Origin of the sequence: Phenylobacterium aquaticum (assembly GCF_947378715.1) — a bacterium.
In the GTDB taxonomy this organism is placed as follows: Bacteria; Pseudomonadota; Alphaproteobacteria; order Caulobacterales; family Caulobacteraceae; genus Phenylobacterium; species Phenylobacterium aquaticum_A.
The window spans coordinates 1-13,497 of sequence record NZ_CANCLE010000111.1 but is presented as its reverse complement, the minus strand read 5'-3'; the positions used below and the strand labels follow the sequence as shown (position 1 = coordinate 13,497).

The 13,497-nt window shown below is 70.1% G+C and carries 16 protein-coding genes; 9 read left to right on the top strand and 7 right to left on the bottom strand.

Annotated features, from left to right (window positions below; translation table 11 throughout):
* Nucleotides 1–1,022: glycosyltransferase family 39 protein (locus tag Q7P21_RS14245; protein WP_304177582.1), on the bottom strand; the 1,022-nt coding region annotated here is incomplete at its 3' end.
* A gap of 54 nt (nucleotides 1,023–1,076) precedes the next feature.
* Between Q7P21_RS14245 and Q7P21_RS14240 the strand changes: the two genes are divergently transcribed.
* The 3 genes from Q7P21_RS14240 (at nucleotide 1,077) to Q7P21_RS14230 (ending at nucleotide 2,868) form a co-directional block, all read left to right on the top strand.
* Nucleotides 1,077–1,838 carry a glycosyltransferase family 2 protein gene (locus Q7P21_RS14240; protein WP_304168021.1) on the top strand — a complete coding sequence of 254 codons (762 nt, stop codon included), beginning with the start codon at nucleotides 1,077–1,079 and terminating at the stop codon, nucleotides 1,836–1,838.
* A gap of 111 nt (nucleotides 1,839–1,949) precedes the next feature.
* Nucleotides 1,950–2,378 (top strand): hypothetical protein, encoded by a 429-nt coding sequence (locus Q7P21_RS14235; RefSeq protein WP_304168024.1) that lies wholly within the window; start codon nucleotides 1,950–1,952, stop codon nucleotides 2,376–2,378.
* Nucleotides 2,379–2,529: 151 nt separating this feature from the next.
* On the top strand, nucleotides 2,530–2,868 hold the full coding sequence (locus tag Q7P21_RS14230) for a DNA-binding protein (RefSeq protein WP_304168027.1): 339 nt from the start codon (nucleotides 2,530–2,532) through the stop codon (nucleotides 2,866–2,868).
* Here Q7P21_RS14230 and Q7P21_RS14225 read toward each other — a convergent pair.
* The 3 genes from Q7P21_RS14225 to phaR form a co-directional block, all read right to left on the bottom strand.
* The gene (locus tag Q7P21_RS14225; protein WP_304168029.1) at nucleotides 2,840–3,268 is read right to left on the bottom strand and encodes an N-acetyltransferase; all 429 of its coding nucleotides are present in this window, start codon (nucleotides 3,266–3,268) and stop codon (nucleotides 2,840–2,842) included. The two genes, Q7P21_RS14230 and Q7P21_RS14225, sit on opposite strands and share 29 nt — an antisense overlap.
* Before the next feature lie 194 nt (nucleotides 3,269–3,462).
* The gene (locus Q7P21_RS14220) at nucleotides 3,463–3,792 is read right to left on the bottom strand and encodes a hypothetical protein (protein ID WP_304168032.1); all 330 of its coding nucleotides are present in this window, start codon (nucleotides 3,790–3,792) and stop codon (nucleotides 3,463–3,465) included.
* A gap of 38 nt (nucleotides 3,793–3,830) precedes the next feature.
* Nucleotides 3,831–4,436 carry a polyhydroxyalkanoate synthesis repressor PhaR gene (gene phaR, locus Q7P21_RS14215; RefSeq protein WP_304168034.1) on the bottom strand — a complete coding sequence of 202 codons (606 nt, stop codon included), beginning with the start codon at nucleotides 4,434–4,436 and terminating at the stop codon, nucleotides 3,831–3,833.
* A gap of 173 nt (nucleotides 4,437–4,609) precedes the next feature.
* On the opposite strand from phaR, the gene Q7P21_RS14210 reads away from it, so the two are divergent.
* The 3 genes from Q7P21_RS14210 to Q7P21_RS14200 all read left to right on the top strand — a co-directional run bounded on the left by Q7P21_RS14210 (nucleotide 4,610) and on the right by Q7P21_RS14200 (nucleotide 7,458).
* A complete protein-coding gene (locus tag Q7P21_RS14210) occupies nucleotides 4,610–5,785 on the top strand; it encodes an acetyl-CoA C-acetyltransferase (RefSeq protein WP_304168035.1) in 1,176 nt (391 codons plus the stop codon).
* Between the two features lie 63 nt (nucleotides 5,786–5,848).
* On the top strand, nucleotides 5,849–6,574 hold the full coding sequence (gene phbB, locus Q7P21_RS14205; protein ID WP_304168037.1) for an acetoacetyl-CoA reductase: 726 nt from the start codon (nucleotides 5,849–5,851) through the stop codon (nucleotides 6,572–6,574).
* Between the two features lie 113 nt (nucleotides 6,575–6,687).
* Nucleotides 6,688–7,458 (top strand): DUF4908 domain-containing protein, encoded by a 771-nt coding sequence (locus Q7P21_RS14200; RefSeq protein ID WP_304168040.1) that lies wholly within the window; start codon nucleotides 6,688–6,690, stop codon nucleotides 7,456–7,458.
* 14 nt (nucleotides 7,459–7,472) lie between these two features.
* On the opposite strand, the gene gloB is transcribed toward Q7P21_RS14200, so the two are convergent.
* Nucleotides 7,473–8,219: a hydroxyacylglutathione hydrolase gene (gene gloB / locus Q7P21_RS14195; RefSeq protein WP_304177580.1), complete on the bottom strand. Its 747-nt coding sequence runs from the start codon at nucleotides 8,217–8,219 to the stop codon at nucleotides 7,473–7,475.
* A 96-nt stretch (nucleotides 8,220–8,315) separates the two neighbouring features.
* On the opposite strand from gloB, the gene Q7P21_RS14190 reads away from it, so the two are divergent.
* Nucleotides 8,316–9,128, top strand: coding sequence for a class I SAM-dependent methyltransferase (locus tag Q7P21_RS14190; protein ID WP_304168045.1), 813 nt, complete (start codon nucleotides 8,316–8,318; stop codon nucleotides 9,126–9,128).
* A gap of 13 nt (nucleotides 9,129–9,141) precedes the next feature.
* Entirely contained in the window at nucleotides 9,142–9,486 is a 345-nt protein-coding gene (locus Q7P21_RS14185) for a P-II family nitrogen regulator (RefSeq protein WP_304168047.1), read from the top strand.
* Between the two features lie 4 nt (nucleotides 9,487–9,490).
* On the opposite strand, the gene Q7P21_RS14180 is transcribed toward Q7P21_RS14185, so the two are convergent.
* Nucleotides 9,491–10,765, bottom strand: coding sequence for a hypothetical protein (locus Q7P21_RS14180; RefSeq protein ID WP_304168050.1), 1,275 nt, complete (start codon nucleotides 10,763–10,765; stop codon nucleotides 9,491–9,493).
* Nucleotides 10,762–11,100, bottom strand: coding sequence for a helix-turn-helix domain-containing protein (locus Q7P21_RS14175; RefSeq protein ID WP_304168052.1), 339 nt, complete (start codon nucleotides 11,098–11,100; stop codon nucleotides 10,762–10,764). Before Q7P21_RS14175 ends, Q7P21_RS14180 begins: the two co-directional genes overlap by 4 nt.
* A gap of 157 nt (nucleotides 11,101–11,257) precedes the next feature.
* Between Q7P21_RS14175 and Q7P21_RS14170 the strand changes: the two genes are divergently transcribed.
* Nucleotides 11,258–13,497 (top strand): autotransporter domain-containing protein (locus Q7P21_RS14170; RefSeq protein ID WP_304177578.1); only part of this gene is annotated, 2,240 nt, incomplete at its 3' end.

Genomic DNA, 13,497 nt, shown 5'->3' with positions numbered 1-13,497 from the left:
GCCAGGGCTCCGTAGGTCGGCAGGGTGTAGTGGACCAGCTTGGTCGGCATCAGCTCGAACACCAGCCAGGACGGGACCAGCCAGCACAGGGCGAATCTTATCCCCGGCTCGTCCCGCCGACGCCAGGCGCCGCCGAGCGCGGCCGGCAGCATCAGGGTGGCGGGGAAGAACAGCACCAGGGCGGCCAGGGTGTGATAGCCGGGCGCGGCCCCATGCGACTCCTGGCCCCCGGCCAGCTTGGGCGCCAGGTCGCCGGCGATCGCCGCGCTCCAGAACCCGCCGTCGGTGGCCACGGTCACCGCCCAGGCCCAGGGCCCGACCACAGCCAGGAACAGGATCGACCCCCAGCCCCAGCCCAGATCCTTCAGCCAGCCGCCCTGGCGGTCCCAGCCCCACAGGCTGAGCGCGGTCAGGGCGACGACCATCAGCCCGATCGGGCCCTTGTCCAGGGTGGCGACCGACAGGCCGAGCCAGAACAGGAACTGGGTCATGCGCCCGGTCGGCGCCCCGCCCCTTGAGCTGGCGTAGATGCGGGCCATGGCGGCGAGCGCCAGGGTCGTGGTCCCGCAGAGCACCGCGTCGGTCTTGGCGATGAAGGCCTCGGTGGAGAGCAGGAAGCTCGCGCCGAGCGTCGCCCCGGCGATCAGGCCGGTGGCGGAGCCGAAAAAGGCCGCCGCGCCCCAGGCGCAGGCCGCCGCCGCCAGCATGGCGCCCAATAGGGAGGGAATGCGATAGGCCCAGATCGCCCGGGCCGACGGATCGGAGAAGGTCGCGACGCTGGCCGCCTGCAGCCAATGGATCCCCACCGGCTTCTTGAACCGGGGCTGATCCTGGTAGCGGATGACGACGAAGTCCTCCTGCTCCAGCATTTGCGCCGTGGCCTGGGCGAAGCGCGACTCGTCGCGGTCCAGGGGCGGCACAGCGAACACGCCGGGGAGACCCGCGGCGAAGGCGATGAGGGCGGCGAGGGCGGGGCCGCGCCATCCGCGGCTCCAACGCTCGATCAAGGCTTCCAGACTCATGATGGCTTGATAGCACGATCCTTTCGCGCGCCCGCGTTTCCGCTATTAGGGGCCATGGCCAAGACGCCCACCGTGAAATCCGCCCCCGCCGCCGACCTCCCGCCGGAGATCTCCGTCGTCGTTCCCGTGTTCGACGAGGAGGGCGCCGCCCCCGATCTGGCGCGCGAGATCGCCCGCGCCTTCGACGGTCGCCGCTATGAGATGATTTTCGTCGACGACCATAGCCGCGACGGCACGGTCGCGGCGCTGAAGGCCCTGGAGCCCGAGCTGCCGGCGCTGCGGGTGCTGAAGCATCGCAAGAATTCGGGCCAGAGCCGGGCGATCCGCAGCGGGATCCTGGCGGCGCGCGGCGCGGTGATCGTCACCCTGGACGGCGACGGCCAGAATGATCCGGCCGATGGGCCGCAGCTGGTCGACGCCCTGCTGGCCGGGCCGGCCGAGCTCGCCCTGGTCGGCGGTGAGCGGGTCAAGCGCCAGGACAGTCAGGCCAAGAAGCTCGCCTCGCGGTTCGGCAACGGCGTTCGCAAGCGCCTGCTGCATGACACGGCCAATGACACTGGCTGCGGCCTCAAGGCCTTCCGGCGCGAGGCTTTCCTGCGGCTTCCCTATTTCGATCACATCCACCGCTACATCCCGGCCCTGATGTTGCGCGAGGGCTACCGGGTGGATTTCCGTCCGGTGAACCACCGCCACCGCCAGACGGGGCAGTCGAAATACACCAACCTCGGTCGGCTCTGGGCCTCGCTCTCGGACCTGCTGGGGGTCATGTGGCTGCAGTCACGGGCCCGCGATCCCGGCGGGGCCGACGAGGTCTGAGATCCCGGGCGGAGCGGGCGCGCCCGCCCCGGTTGCGAACGCTTCCCGGACCGCGCCAAAGCGGTTAACCCTTAGGACCTGCCGGGGTGACCGGCGCGAGGGGGCTTGCCGATGTTCGCCGCGTTTCCGCTGCTGGCCCTGCCGGTGCTGGTCTATAATCTGATCGCGCTGACCCTCACGGGCGGGCTGAAGTCGCACGACGCCAATGCGCGCATGACCGAGCAGCTGTTCAGCCTGCGCATGACCAGCCAGGTCGAGTGGTCGGTGACCCTGGGCGACCTGCTGCTGGCCGCCTCCCTGGTGGTGCTGTTCATCGAGCTCTTGAAATCCACCACCAGCCGGCGGATCGCGATCATCAATCACTCGCTGTCGATGATCCTGTTCATCATCTGTCTGGTGGAGTTCCTGCTGGCCCCGGCCTTCGCGACCTCGACCTTCTTCCTGCTGACCATCATGGTGCTGCTGGACGTGCTGGCCGGGTTCATCGTCACCATCGTCTCGGCGCGCCGCGACGTGGACTTCCATCCCGACGCGGGTTGAACGGTCTCAGGTCAGGATCGTGAAGATCAGGGTGACCACGGCGACGTCGAAAATCTTGATGGCGATCGCGGTCATGACCTGTCCCGTTTGCGATGGTTACCCACCTCTCAAGCAAGACCGGCGCCACCGGGCTGGGACGGAGCGCTAGGGCGTGGCCCTGTTCTTCGATCGCGGCTGGTTCGAGGCCCGCATGGCCGATCGCGGCCTCTCCGCGCCGGTCCTGGCCGCCGCCGCCGGCCTCAGCGAGGCCGAGCTCGCCCTGGTGTTCAAGGACCAGAGGGAACTTTCCGCAGGGGAGGTGGCGGTTTTCGCCGAGCTGCTGGGCGAGACTGCGGCCGAGATCGCCCGCCAGGCCGGCGTCTCCACCCCGGTTCCGAGCCCCGCCCCAGATCAGGACCCCTTGGCCCGGATCGCGGCGCTCGAGCGCCGGGTGGCGACGCTCGAGGCCGAGATCGTCAGGCTCAGGTCAGGGACAGGGCCTTCTGCATGAACCATCGCGGGAACATCGGGGCTGGGCCGTCGATCTGGCCGAACACCGAGAAGCCGTGACGCTCATAGAAGGCCCGCGCCTGGAAGGCGTAGGTGTCGAGCCACATCTGGCGGCAGCCCCTGGCCCGCGCCTCCGCCTCGGCCCGGGCCAGCATATCGCTTCCCAGGCCCTGTCCCCGGGCGTCCTCCGGGGTCACCACCAGGCCAATATAGAACGAGCCCCAGAGCGACAGGGCCCAAAGCCCGCCCAGCACCTCGGGCGAGGTCCCGTCGCGCACGATCAGGGCGAAGGGAAGGCCCTGGGCGTCGCCCACGGTCTCCTGGTTGAACTTCAGCAAGGGCGCCCAGATGGGCATGTAGGCGTCGTCAGGCCGCTCGGCCTGTTCGATCAACAGGGTCATCTTTGTGTCCATGGTCATGAGGGATCGGCGCGCCCGGCGCGTCCGGAGTCTGACATCGCGCGCACGATCGCACCGGCGGGCCGGGCCCGACCGGGATCAAGGATCAATGGCTCGCGCGCAGGCGCGGGCTCAGACGGCGACGAAACCCTGCATGGGGAAAGGCTAGGCGTTGGCGCCCATGGGCGCAACCCGCGTCAGATCTCGGTCTTGTGGGTCCCGCCCTTGCGGGCGCGGCGGTCGGCGGCGCCGGACCATTCGGTGCGCACATAGGCGCTCTTGGCGGCCCCCAGGGTCTCGGGTCCGCCGCGCAGGCCGCGCCTCTGGCCGTCCTGGCCGATCAGATGGGCGGAGAAGGCGGAGGGGCCGGCCTCGGCCCGGTCCGGACCGGGCGAGGTCACGGGGCCGACGGGAACCGGCAGGCTGCGGTCCTCGGTCTCGAACACCTCGTCCGGCTCAGCAGCGTCCGGGCGCCGCGTGTGGCGCGGGCGCTGGGCGCGTCGGATCGGATCGATGGGCGAGGTCATTGCCCTGCGATCCTGCCCCATCCTTCGTTAAAAACCCCTCAGCGCTTGGAGGCGAGCCGCTCGATCTGAGCCTGCATGTCTTCCATCTGCTTCTTCAGATCCGACAGGGCGTCGCCGCCGGCGGCCGGCGCGGCCTCGGCCGCCTTGGTTGCGGCGGGGTCGTCGGTGCGGGCAAAGCTGAAGGGCGAGAACATCTTCATGGCCCGGTCGAACATCGCCAGGTTCTGACGGATCTGGTCGTCATAGGCGCCGATGCCCGATCCTGGCGACAGGGCGGCGAACTGGGTCCGCATCCGCTCCTGCTGTTCGGCGAAGGTCGACAGGGACAGTTCCAGATAGCTGGGCAGGAAGGCCTGCATCGAATTGCCGTAGAATCCAATCAACTGGCGCAGGAACTGGATGGGCAACAGATTCTGCCCCTCGCGGCTCTCTTCCTCGAAGATGATCTGGGTCAGCACCGTGCGGGTGATGTCCTCGTTGGTCTTGGCGTCATAGACGACGAAATTGACGCCTTGCTTGACCATGTCCGAGAGATGTTCAAGCGTCACATAGGAACTGGAGGCGGTGTTGTAGAGCCGCCGGTTCGCATACTTCTTGATGACCACCCGGTCGTCTTTACTCGTGCCGTCCTTGACGTCAGCCATTCCACACCCTTTGGGGCCGATCCCATCGCCGACCCTCTTTATCGCATCGCAGTATCGCGGATGCGAGGGCGTTCGCAAAGCGCAGGCGATTGAACCCAGAGAGATTTCTTCCCCTTGCCCTATTCGGGCGGGTTCTCGATAGATAGGCGCCTCAAGCCAGAAGGAGCTCCGTCATGACTGACGTCGTCATCGTCTCGGCCGCCCGCACCCCGGTCGGCTCGTTCAATGGAGCCCTGGCGGGCCTGCCCGCCCACGAGCTGGGGAAGATCGCCATCCTCGCCGCGGTGGAGCGCGCCGGCATCACCGTGGCCGACGTCGAGGAAGTGATCATGGGCCAGGTGCTGCAGGCCGGCCAGGGCCAGGGCCCGGCGCGCCAGGCGGCGGTCAATGCCGGCATCCCGGTGGAAAGCCCGGCCTGGAGCCTCAACCAGCTGTGCGGCTCGGGCCTGCGCGCCGTGGCCCTGGGCGCCCAGCAGATCGCCGACGGCTCAGCGGGCATCGTCATCGCCGGCGGCCAGGAGAGCATGAGCCAATCACCCCACGCCGCCCAGCTGCGCTCGGGTGTGAAGATGGGTGACATGACCTTCGTCGACACCATGACGAAGGACGGGCTGCTCGACGCCTTCCACGGCTATCACATGGGCCAGACGGCCGAGAACATCGCCTCGCGCTGGCAGATCACCCGCGCCGAGCAGGACGAATTCGCCGTCGCCAGCCAGAACAAGGCCGAAGCCGCCCAGAAGGCCGGCCGCTTCACCGGCGAGATCGCCCCGGTCACCATCAAGGGCCGCAAGGGCGACACGATCGTCGATCAGGACGAATATATCCGCCACGGCGCGACGCTGGAAAGCGTCGCCGGCCTGCGTCCGGCCTTCAACAAGGAAGGCTCGGTCACGGCGGCCAATGCGTCGGGCCTCAATGACGGCGCCGCCGCCCTGGTGCTGATGAGCGCTGACGAGGCCAAGGCCCGGGGCCTGAAGCCGCTGGCCCGCATCGCGTCCTGGGCCTCTGCCGGTGTCGATCCCGAAATCATGGGCACGGGCCCGATCCCGGCCAGCCGCAAGGCCCTGGAAAAGGCGGGCTGGACCGTGGCCGACCTCGATCTCGTGGAGTCCAACGAGGCCTTCGCCGCGCAGTCGATCTGCGTGGTCCGCGACCTCGGGCTCGACCCGGCCAAGGTCAATGTGAACGGCGGCGCCATCGCCATCGGCCACCCCATCGGCGCCTCGGGCGCGCGCATCCTCACCACCCTGGTCCACGAGATGAAGCGGTCGGGCGCCAAGAAGGGTCTGGCGACCCTGTGCGTCGGCGGCGGCATGGGCGTGGCCATGTGCGTGGAAGCGATCTGACACGAACTTCGAGACGACCGCCGGATCAATCGGCGGCGACCTTAAAATCAATGGGAGAGACCAATGGCCAGAGTGGCGTTCGTCACCGGCGGGACACGCGGCATCGGCCGCGCCATCTGCGAGCGGCTCAAGGCCGACGGCATGCATGTGGCGGCGGGCTATTCCGGAAATGAGGAAGCGGCCGCGGCCTGCGCCAAGGAATTGGGCGTCATGGTCGTGAAGGGCAATGTCGGCAATTACGAGGACTGCGCCCGCGCCGCCCAGGCGGTGGCCGCGGAATTCGGGCCGGTCGACATCCTGGTCAATAATGCGGGGATCACCCGGGACGGCGTCTTCCACCGGATGTCGCCCGACCAGTGGTCCGAGGTGATCCGGGTCAATATGGACTCGGTCTTCAACATGACCCGCCAGGTCATCGAGGGGATGCGCGAGCGCGAATGGGGTCGGATCATCAACATCTCGTCCATCAACGGCCAGAAGGGCCAGATGGGCCAGACCAACTATTCGGCCGCCAAGGCCGGGGTGATCGGCTTCACCAAGGCGCTGGCCCTGGAGAACGCCAAGAAGGGCGTCACCGTGAACTGCGTCTGTCCCGGCTATATCGACACCGAGATGGTGCAGGCGGTGCCGGAGAACGTGCTGGCCTCTATCATCGGCCAGATTCCGGTGGGACGTCTGGGGCGCGGCGAGGAGATCGCCGACATGGTGGCGTTCCTGGCGGGCGAGCATGCCGGCTATGTGACCGGCTCGACCCTGTCTCTGAACGGCGGCCAGTACATGGCGGGCTAGACCCCTTTCCGATTCGGCCGCCTCGGTCGGATCGGATTGATCGTGCTCACATTCAACGGAATGCCCCGGGGGTCAAAAATGCGCCCCAGTCCGGGGGCATTGGCCTAGGCCTGATGATCGGTTCTGCTTCCCCTCGCAATCTGGCGTTCGCCGCGGCCCTGGCCGTCGCGGCTCTCGTGGGCCTGGCCGGCCCCGCCCAGGCGGGCGCCGCCGATATCCTGCGCGAGGGCCTGTTCGGCCTGCATCCGGCGACGCCCGACCGCGGCCCCAGCCTGCCGATCGCCCGCTATGTCTCGCAGGAGGGCGACACCTTCGTGCTGGATCGCAGCCAGCCTCGGCCGCTGCTGAAGTTCGACGACAGCCCCGAGGTCTGGGCGCTCCGGCCGCAACTCGCCCCGCGCGGCGACGTGCTCTATCTCAATGACCTGGGCGAGCCGGTGCTGCGCGCCACCCGCCTGGGCGGCCTGACCCTGTTCACCGAGGAGCGTCCGGGGGGCTCAGCCGCAGCCCTGGCCGGCGGTGGTCCGCCGCTGCGGCTGCCGCAGATGGGCCCGCAACAGCTGCTGGAGCGTTTGGCCCAGGCCAGCGCCCGGGCCAGCCACGCGGCGCGCCGGCTGATCCCCTTCGACGCCGACGCCAGCCCGGCCTCGTTCTCCCTGATGGCCGACGCCGCCACCATCGCCGCCGAGGCGGTGGTGCGCCTGGCGCGGCGGCCCGACGCCAAGACCGCGCTTGGCCGGTTCAACAAGGTTCGCCTGGTCGAAGGGCGTCGCGCCTCGGCTGATCTTCAGCAGGGGGTGATGCAGATCACCATCGCCCCGGCCGAGGGCCTGGCGGGCCGGCCCTCCAGCGACCGGATCATCTCCGCCGCCAACGCCCACTGAGGGCTGCGAGCGCTTCAGCCCCTGAACGCATCCTTGGCGGCGCGCACGGCGCCGAAGGCCTCGTGGGCCGGCACGCCCGGGCGCAGCAGCGGCGCGCGCAGGAAGGGGTTGGTCGCCTTTTCCAGGCCGATGGTGGTGGGCACGGTCGGCTCGCCGCGCTCGCGGGCCGCGAAGATCTCCGCCGCCCGGGCCTTCAGGGCCGGATCGTCATCCACCGACAGGGCGAAGCGGGCGTTCGAGGCGGTGTATTCGTGGGCGCAATAGACCCGGGTGTCGTCGGGCAGGGCGGCCAGGCGCTGCAGGCTGGTCCACATCTGGTCGGCCGTGCCTTCGAACATCCGTCCGCAGCCGAGGGCGAACAGGGTGTCGCCGACAAAGGCCACATGGTCGCCGGCGTCGTAATAGGCGATGTGGCCCAGGGTGTGGCCGCCGGTCTCAATGACCTGGAACCGGGTCTGGCCCAGCTCCACCACGTCGCCGCCGCCGACCTTGCGATCGAGCGGGGTCAGGCGCTCGACCTCGGCCGGACCGACCACGGTCGCTCCCGTCGCGGCCTTGATCTCGGCATTGCCGCCGGCGTGGTCCTGGTGCCAGTGGGTGTTGAGGATCAGGGCCAGCTTCCAGCCCAACTCGTCCAGGGCCTTGAGGATCGGCCCGGCCTCCGGGGTGTCGACGCAGGCGGCCAGGCCGGTGGCGTCGTCGCGGACCAGGAAGCCGTAATTGTCCGACAGGCAGGGGAACTGGTGGACGGTGATCGACATGGAAGCCTCCGGCGCGGGGTGACCCCTCGCATCTAGGCGCCCAGCGGGCCCAAGTCGAGGTCGCGTTCCGGCCTGACAGGGCTTAACTGATAGGCGATGCGTCGCGACGTCCTTGAGCTCCGCCAGTTCTACGCCACCGCCCTCGGCCGGGCGGCGCGCGAGATGACCGCGCGCAAGGTGGTGGAGGCCTGGGGGGACGCCCATGGCCAGGATGTCCTCGGCCTCGGCTACGCCACCCCGTTCATGGGCGCCCTGCGCCCCGCCGCGCGCCGGGTGGTCGCCGCCATGCCCGCCCAGCAGGGGGTGGAGCTGTGGCCCGCCGACGCCGCCAATCTCGCCTGCCTGACGCCCGAGGACGCCCTGCCGTTCCGCAACGCCATGTTCGACCGTATCCTGGCGGTCCATGCGGTGGAGGAAAGCCCCGACCCGCTCACCCTGATGCGGGAGGTCTGGCGGGTGCTGGCGCCTACCGGTCGGGTGGTGGTGGTGGTGGCCGCGCGCAACGGCCTGTGGGCCAATGCCGAGGCGACGCCCTTCGGTCATGGCCGGCCCTATAGCCGCCGGCAACTGGCCGAGCTGCTGCGCGAGGCGGAGCTGGAGCCCTCCGGCTGGACCCGCGCCCTCTATGCGCCGCCCGCCAATGTCCTGGCGGGTTGGGCGGAAGGTTTCGAGCAGGCGGGCTCGCGGCTGTGGCCCGGCTTTTCCGGCCTGTTGCTGATGGAGGCGGTCAAGCAGACCTTCGCCGTGAAGCCGCGCGCGGCCCGCGCCCGGGTCCAGACGGCGCGGCCGGCGCTGAATCCGCTCCCCGCCAGCCGGGCGCCTGTTTCTAAGGCGCCGGCCCAAACTGCGACCTCGAGCCTCTTGGAGACGCCCGCGGATCGCCCTAGCGTGAATTTCCAGACGCTCTAGCCGGAGATCTCCCATGAAAATGATCGTCGCGGTCATAAAGCCCAGCCGCCTTGACGCGGTGCTTGAGGCGGTCACCGAGGCGGGGGCCTCGGGCCTGACGGTCACGGAGGTCCGAGGATACGGGCGCCAGAGGGGCAAGACCGAGGTCTATCGCGGCGCGGAATACGAAGTGAAGCTGCTGCCCAAGGTGAAGCTGGAGATCGCCGTGCCGGACGACATCGCCGATGTGGTGATCGAGGCCGTGGCGCGCACCGCCAACACCGGCAAGATCGGCGATGGCAAGATCTTCGTCCTGGACCTGGAAAAGGCCCTGCGCATCCGCACCGGCGACCTCGACGCGGCCGCCATCGCCGGCTGAGCCTTCAGCCGAGCAGGATCTCGTGATGGACCACGGGCTCCAGCACCACGGGTGTTGGACCGGCCTGGGATGAGGCCGCGCCGGTCGCTGCAGGCGGTGAGCTGTGGGTCGGGGTGAGGCTGGATACGCCCGATCCCGCCACCAGCACGAAGATATCCTCATGCCCGTCGCCGTCGAGGTCGACGCCGACCCGGACGCCGGGCGTCTCGCCCAGGCGTCCGACATCGCCCGCGCCGTGCAGGCCGCTCAGCACATCTGACGTTGCGGTGACGCTGACGATCACCGCCGCCGCGCCATTGGCGAACACCAGATGGTCGCCGGCTCCGAAGTTCAGGATCACCCCGTCGGACGTCGTCCTGGCCGCCAGGTTCGCGCCGTCGATCTGGGCGGTGAAGCCGGGCGGCCCGGCGGTCTTGCCCGTCAGCACGAAATTGTCCGACCCCGGTCCCCCGCGCGCCACCACCCCGGCCGCCACCTCGATGCGGTCCGGGCCGCCACGGGTGTTCAACAGGGCGAGCTGGGTCGGTCCGTCGCTCAGATGGCCGGTGGCGGGGGTGGTGGTCGGCGCCAGACCCGCGATCTCGGCATGGGTGGGCGTCGCGGCCTGGGCCAGGGAGGCCTGGGCGAGGGCGGGCAGGGCCAGCGCCGCCACGGCGCCGGTCGGCGGCGCCTGGGGCCCGGTCTCCGGCTGCGATCCGGGCCGGTCCCATCCGTGCCAGCTGGGCTCCTGATCCGGCGTCCGGGCGACCAGGGCCGGGTCGTGCGGCGGGAGCTCGGCGGCGGGATGGTGCTCTTGGGAGCCGCCCACCGCCTCGTCTGGCGGCGGCAGGTGGGGATCATGGGCGGGATCGCCGCCCGGATGGGTGGCGACCAGCTGGCCCTCGCGCATCGCCTCCTGGACGAAGACCGCGGCCATGATCAGGGCCAGCAGGGCCTGGGCCTTGCGGGCGTCCAGCGGGATCACCGTGCTGCCGTCGCGCCAGGCCTTGCCCAGCAGCCGGGCCATGGCGCTCCAAAGGCTGTCCTCCTCGCCCACCGCATCGCGGGTGGCGTCGTGGATCACGAAGCCGCCGCCGATCCGGGCGATGTGGATCAGCACCTCGTCGTCTTCGTCCTGGATCACGCACCAGGGATCGCCCTCGTCGGAGACGCCATAGGCGGCCTTCACCCGCGCCCCGCCGGTGGCCAGCCGGTCGGCCAGCTCGCCCAGGCGCGCGCGCTCGCCCGACGTCCAGTCGCCATCGGGCGGACGCGGCGTGAACGGGACGATATTGCTCATGCGCTGGCGCGCTCCCCCTCCGGATCCGATCCGGGGGTTTCGCCGAACAACAGGCGATAAAGCTCTGGCTCATAGTGCCGCAGCAGGGTGCGGGCGAAGCCGCTCTCCTCCAGGCCGACGGCCTTGGCCCAGGCGCCCTGGGCCTCGATCGGCACCCGGCCCAGGCCGCTCTCCACCTGGCTGACAAAGGTGTAGTAGCGCAGCCCCACCTGCTCGGCGAGTTCCGCCTGGGTCAGGCCCGCGGCTTCGCGCGCCGCCTTCAGCCAGCGGCCAGCCGCCTGCCGCAGGGTCTTGGTCGCCGCCGCCCGAACCGGGTCCACAGCACTGCGCGGCATGGGCGTTCGCTCCTTCTCCGCGAGACGGCTTGCGGCCGTTCGTCGGATCACATACAGTAATTACTGAACTGATAGTCGCTGCACGATTAAATCAACGTGACAGCTGAAACATAGACGGAAATCCATGAACCGCCACCCCTTTCGTTCCGGACCCTCCATGCAGCTTCGCCGTCTCCTCCTCGTCGCGGCCTCCCCCCTCTGTCTGACCGTGACGGGCGCCCATGCCGAGACTGCCATCTCCACGGCCGTCACCACGCCGCTGGCCACCGCCACGGCGGCGGGCGGGTCCGCAGACGATCTGAGGGTGACGGCCTCCGGTTCGGTGAAGCCCGCCGGCGGGACAGCCGTCACCCTCAACTCCGACAACAAGGTCACCGTCGAGGGGGCGATCGCGATCCAGGACGCCAACGCCGCCACCGGAATCGCCGTCCAGGGCGGACGCACGGGCGAGGTCAAGCTGACCGGATCGATCGCCCTCGACGAGTCCACTGTGCTCAAGGACACGGACGGCGACGGCGACCTTGATGGGCCCTTCGCCACCGGCTCCGGTCGCTTCGGGATTCGGGCCACGGGCGCCCAGGCCTTTCACGGATCGATCCTGAGCACCGGGACCATCACCATCGAGGGCAATGACTCCGCCGCCATCTCCCTGGAGGCGCCGGTCGACGGATCGGTGAAGTCGGGCGGGGCGGTCAGTGTCTCCGGCGACCGCAGCTATGGCCTGCACGCGGCGAAGTCGGTCGGCGGCGATGTCAGCGTCACCGCCGGGATCGCGGTCCAGGGCAAGGACTCGGTCGGCGTGGCGCTGGACGACACGGTGGGCGGCCGGCTGCTGATCGACGCCGCCGTCTCCGCCACCGGCTTCCGCTATACGGCCCGCCCGGCCGACGCGGCGGTCGCCAAGCTCGACGCCGACGACCTCCTGACCGGCGGCCCGGCCGTGCGCATCGCCGGCGACGTGAAGGGCGGGGTGCTGATCGACGCGCCGCCCGCCGACCTCGACCCCAAGGACCCGGACGAGGACAAGGACGGCGTTCCGGACGCCCAGGAGCTGACCGGGACGGTGGTCGCCTATGGCTCGGCCGCCGCGCTGCGGATCGGATCCGACAGTCGCGCGGTCACGATCGGCGCCCCGGCCGGGATCGACGCCGCCGGGCTTGAGGTGCGCGGCGTGGTCCAGGGCCAGGGTGTCTATGACGGCTACGCCGCCACCGCCGTCCAACTGGGCGGGCTCGGCCAGGCGGTCACGGTGCAGGGCGGGGTGCGGGTGACGGGCCAGGTCCTGGCCAGCGCCGCCAAGGCCGACGCCACCGCCCTGCGCCTGGGGGCCGGGGCCCAGACGCCCGGCCTGACCAATTCCGGAAGCATCAAGGCCCAGTCGGTCTCTCCAGACGCCGTGACCGTCCAGGCCGTGCGGCTGGAGGCCGGCGCCAGCCTGCCGGCGATCACCAATTCCGGAACCGTCTCGGCGGCGGTCTCGGGCGGGAAGGGGAACGCCACGGCGATCTTCGATGGGTCAGGCTCCTTGCGGACCCTCACCAACACCAATCTGATCAGCGCCACGGTGACCCCGACCGACGCTGCGGCCGCCACCGGCCGCGCCATCGCCCTCGACCTGCGGGCCAATACGGCCGGCGTCACCGTGCGCCAGACCGCCAATGCGTCCGCCAGCATCACCCCCACCATCACCGGTGACGTGCTGTTCGGATCCGGTGCGGCGCGACTGGAGCTGATGGCCGGCCAGCTCAATGGGTCCGTGGCCTTCGGGAGCGGCGCCGACGCCCTGGTGCTGGACGGCGGGGCGCGGCTGACGGGAGCGATCACCGACGCCGGCGGCGGGCTCACCGTCGACATCGTCAAGGGCCGGCTGACCGCCACCAACCTGCAGACCGTCACCCTGACCAGCCTGACCCTGGGCGCGGCTGGCGAACTGGTGATGACGGTCGATCCGGTCGCCCTGACCTCGACGCGGTTCGATGTCGCGGGCGCGGCCAATATCGCAGCGGGCGCCAAGCTCGGCCTGCGCCTGACCTCCAAGCTGACCGAGGCGCGCAGCTTCACCCTGATCAAGGCCGGCGCACTCACCGCCGGCGCCCTGGACCAGAGCCTGCTGGGCTCCACCCCCTGGCTGTACCAGGCGACGCTCAGGGTCGATCAGCCCCAGAACGCCGTGATCGCCGACGTCCGTCGCCGCACCGCCAAGGAGGCTGGGCTCAACAGCGCGGAGGCCTCGGCCTATGAGGCGGTGTTCGCCAATTTCGATCGCGACGCGGGCGTGCGCGACGCCCTGCTGGGCAAGACCGACGGCGCGGCCTTCGCGAAGCTCTATGACCAGTTCCTGCCCGACCATTCCGGCGGCCTGTTCCAGGTGATGGCGGCGGGAGCCCAGGCGGCGGG

Coding starts and splice junctions, on each gene's coding strand:
- Q7P21_RS14190 (WP_304168045.1), top strand. CDS start 8,316: ATGCGTCGCGACGTCCTTGAGCTCCGCCAGTTCTACGCCACCGCCCTC.
- Q7P21_RS14210 (WP_304168035.1), top strand. CDS start 4,610: ATGACTGACGTCGTCATCGTCTCGGCCGCCCGCACCCCGGTCGGCTCG.
- Q7P21_RS14180 (WP_304168050.1), bottom strand. CDS start 10,765: ATGAGCAATATCGTCCCGTTCACGCCGCGTCCGCCCGATGGCGACTGG.
- Q7P21_RS14225 (WP_304168029.1), bottom strand. CDS start 3,268: ATGACCCTGTTGATCGAACAGGCCGAGCGGCCTGACGACGCCTACATG.
- gloB (WP_304177580.1), bottom strand. CDS start 8,219: ATGTCGATCACCGTCCACCAGTTCCCCTGCCTGTCGGACAATTACGGC.
- Q7P21_RS14200 (WP_304168040.1), top strand. CDS start 6,688: ATGATCGGTTCTGCTTCCCCTCGCAATCTGGCGTTCGCCGCGGCCCTG.
- phaR (WP_304168034.1), bottom strand. CDS start 4,436: ATGGCTGACGTCAAGGACGGCACGAGTAAAGACGACCGGGTGGTCATC.
- Q7P21_RS14240 (WP_304168021.1), top strand. CDS start 1,077: ATGGCCAAGACGCCCACCGTGAAATCCGCCCCCGCCGCCGACCTCCCG.
- Q7P21_RS14175 (WP_304168052.1), bottom strand. CDS start 11,100: ATGCCGCGCAGTGCTGTGGACCCGGTTCGGGCGGCGGCGACCAAGACC.
- Q7P21_RS14235 (WP_304168024.1), top strand. CDS start 1,950: ATGTTCGCCGCGTTTCCGCTGCTGGCCCTGCCGGTGCTGGTCTATAAT.
- Q7P21_RS14220 (WP_304168032.1), bottom strand. CDS start 3,792: ATGACCTCGCCCATCGATCCGATCCGACGCGCCCAGCGCCCGCGCCAC.
- phbB (WP_304168037.1), top strand. CDS start 5,849: ATGGCCAGAGTGGCGTTCGTCACCGGCGGGACACGCGGCATCGGCCGC.
- Q7P21_RS14185 (WP_304168047.1), top strand. CDS start 9,142: ATGAAAATGATCGTCGCGGTCATAAAGCCCAGCCGCCTTGACGCGGTG.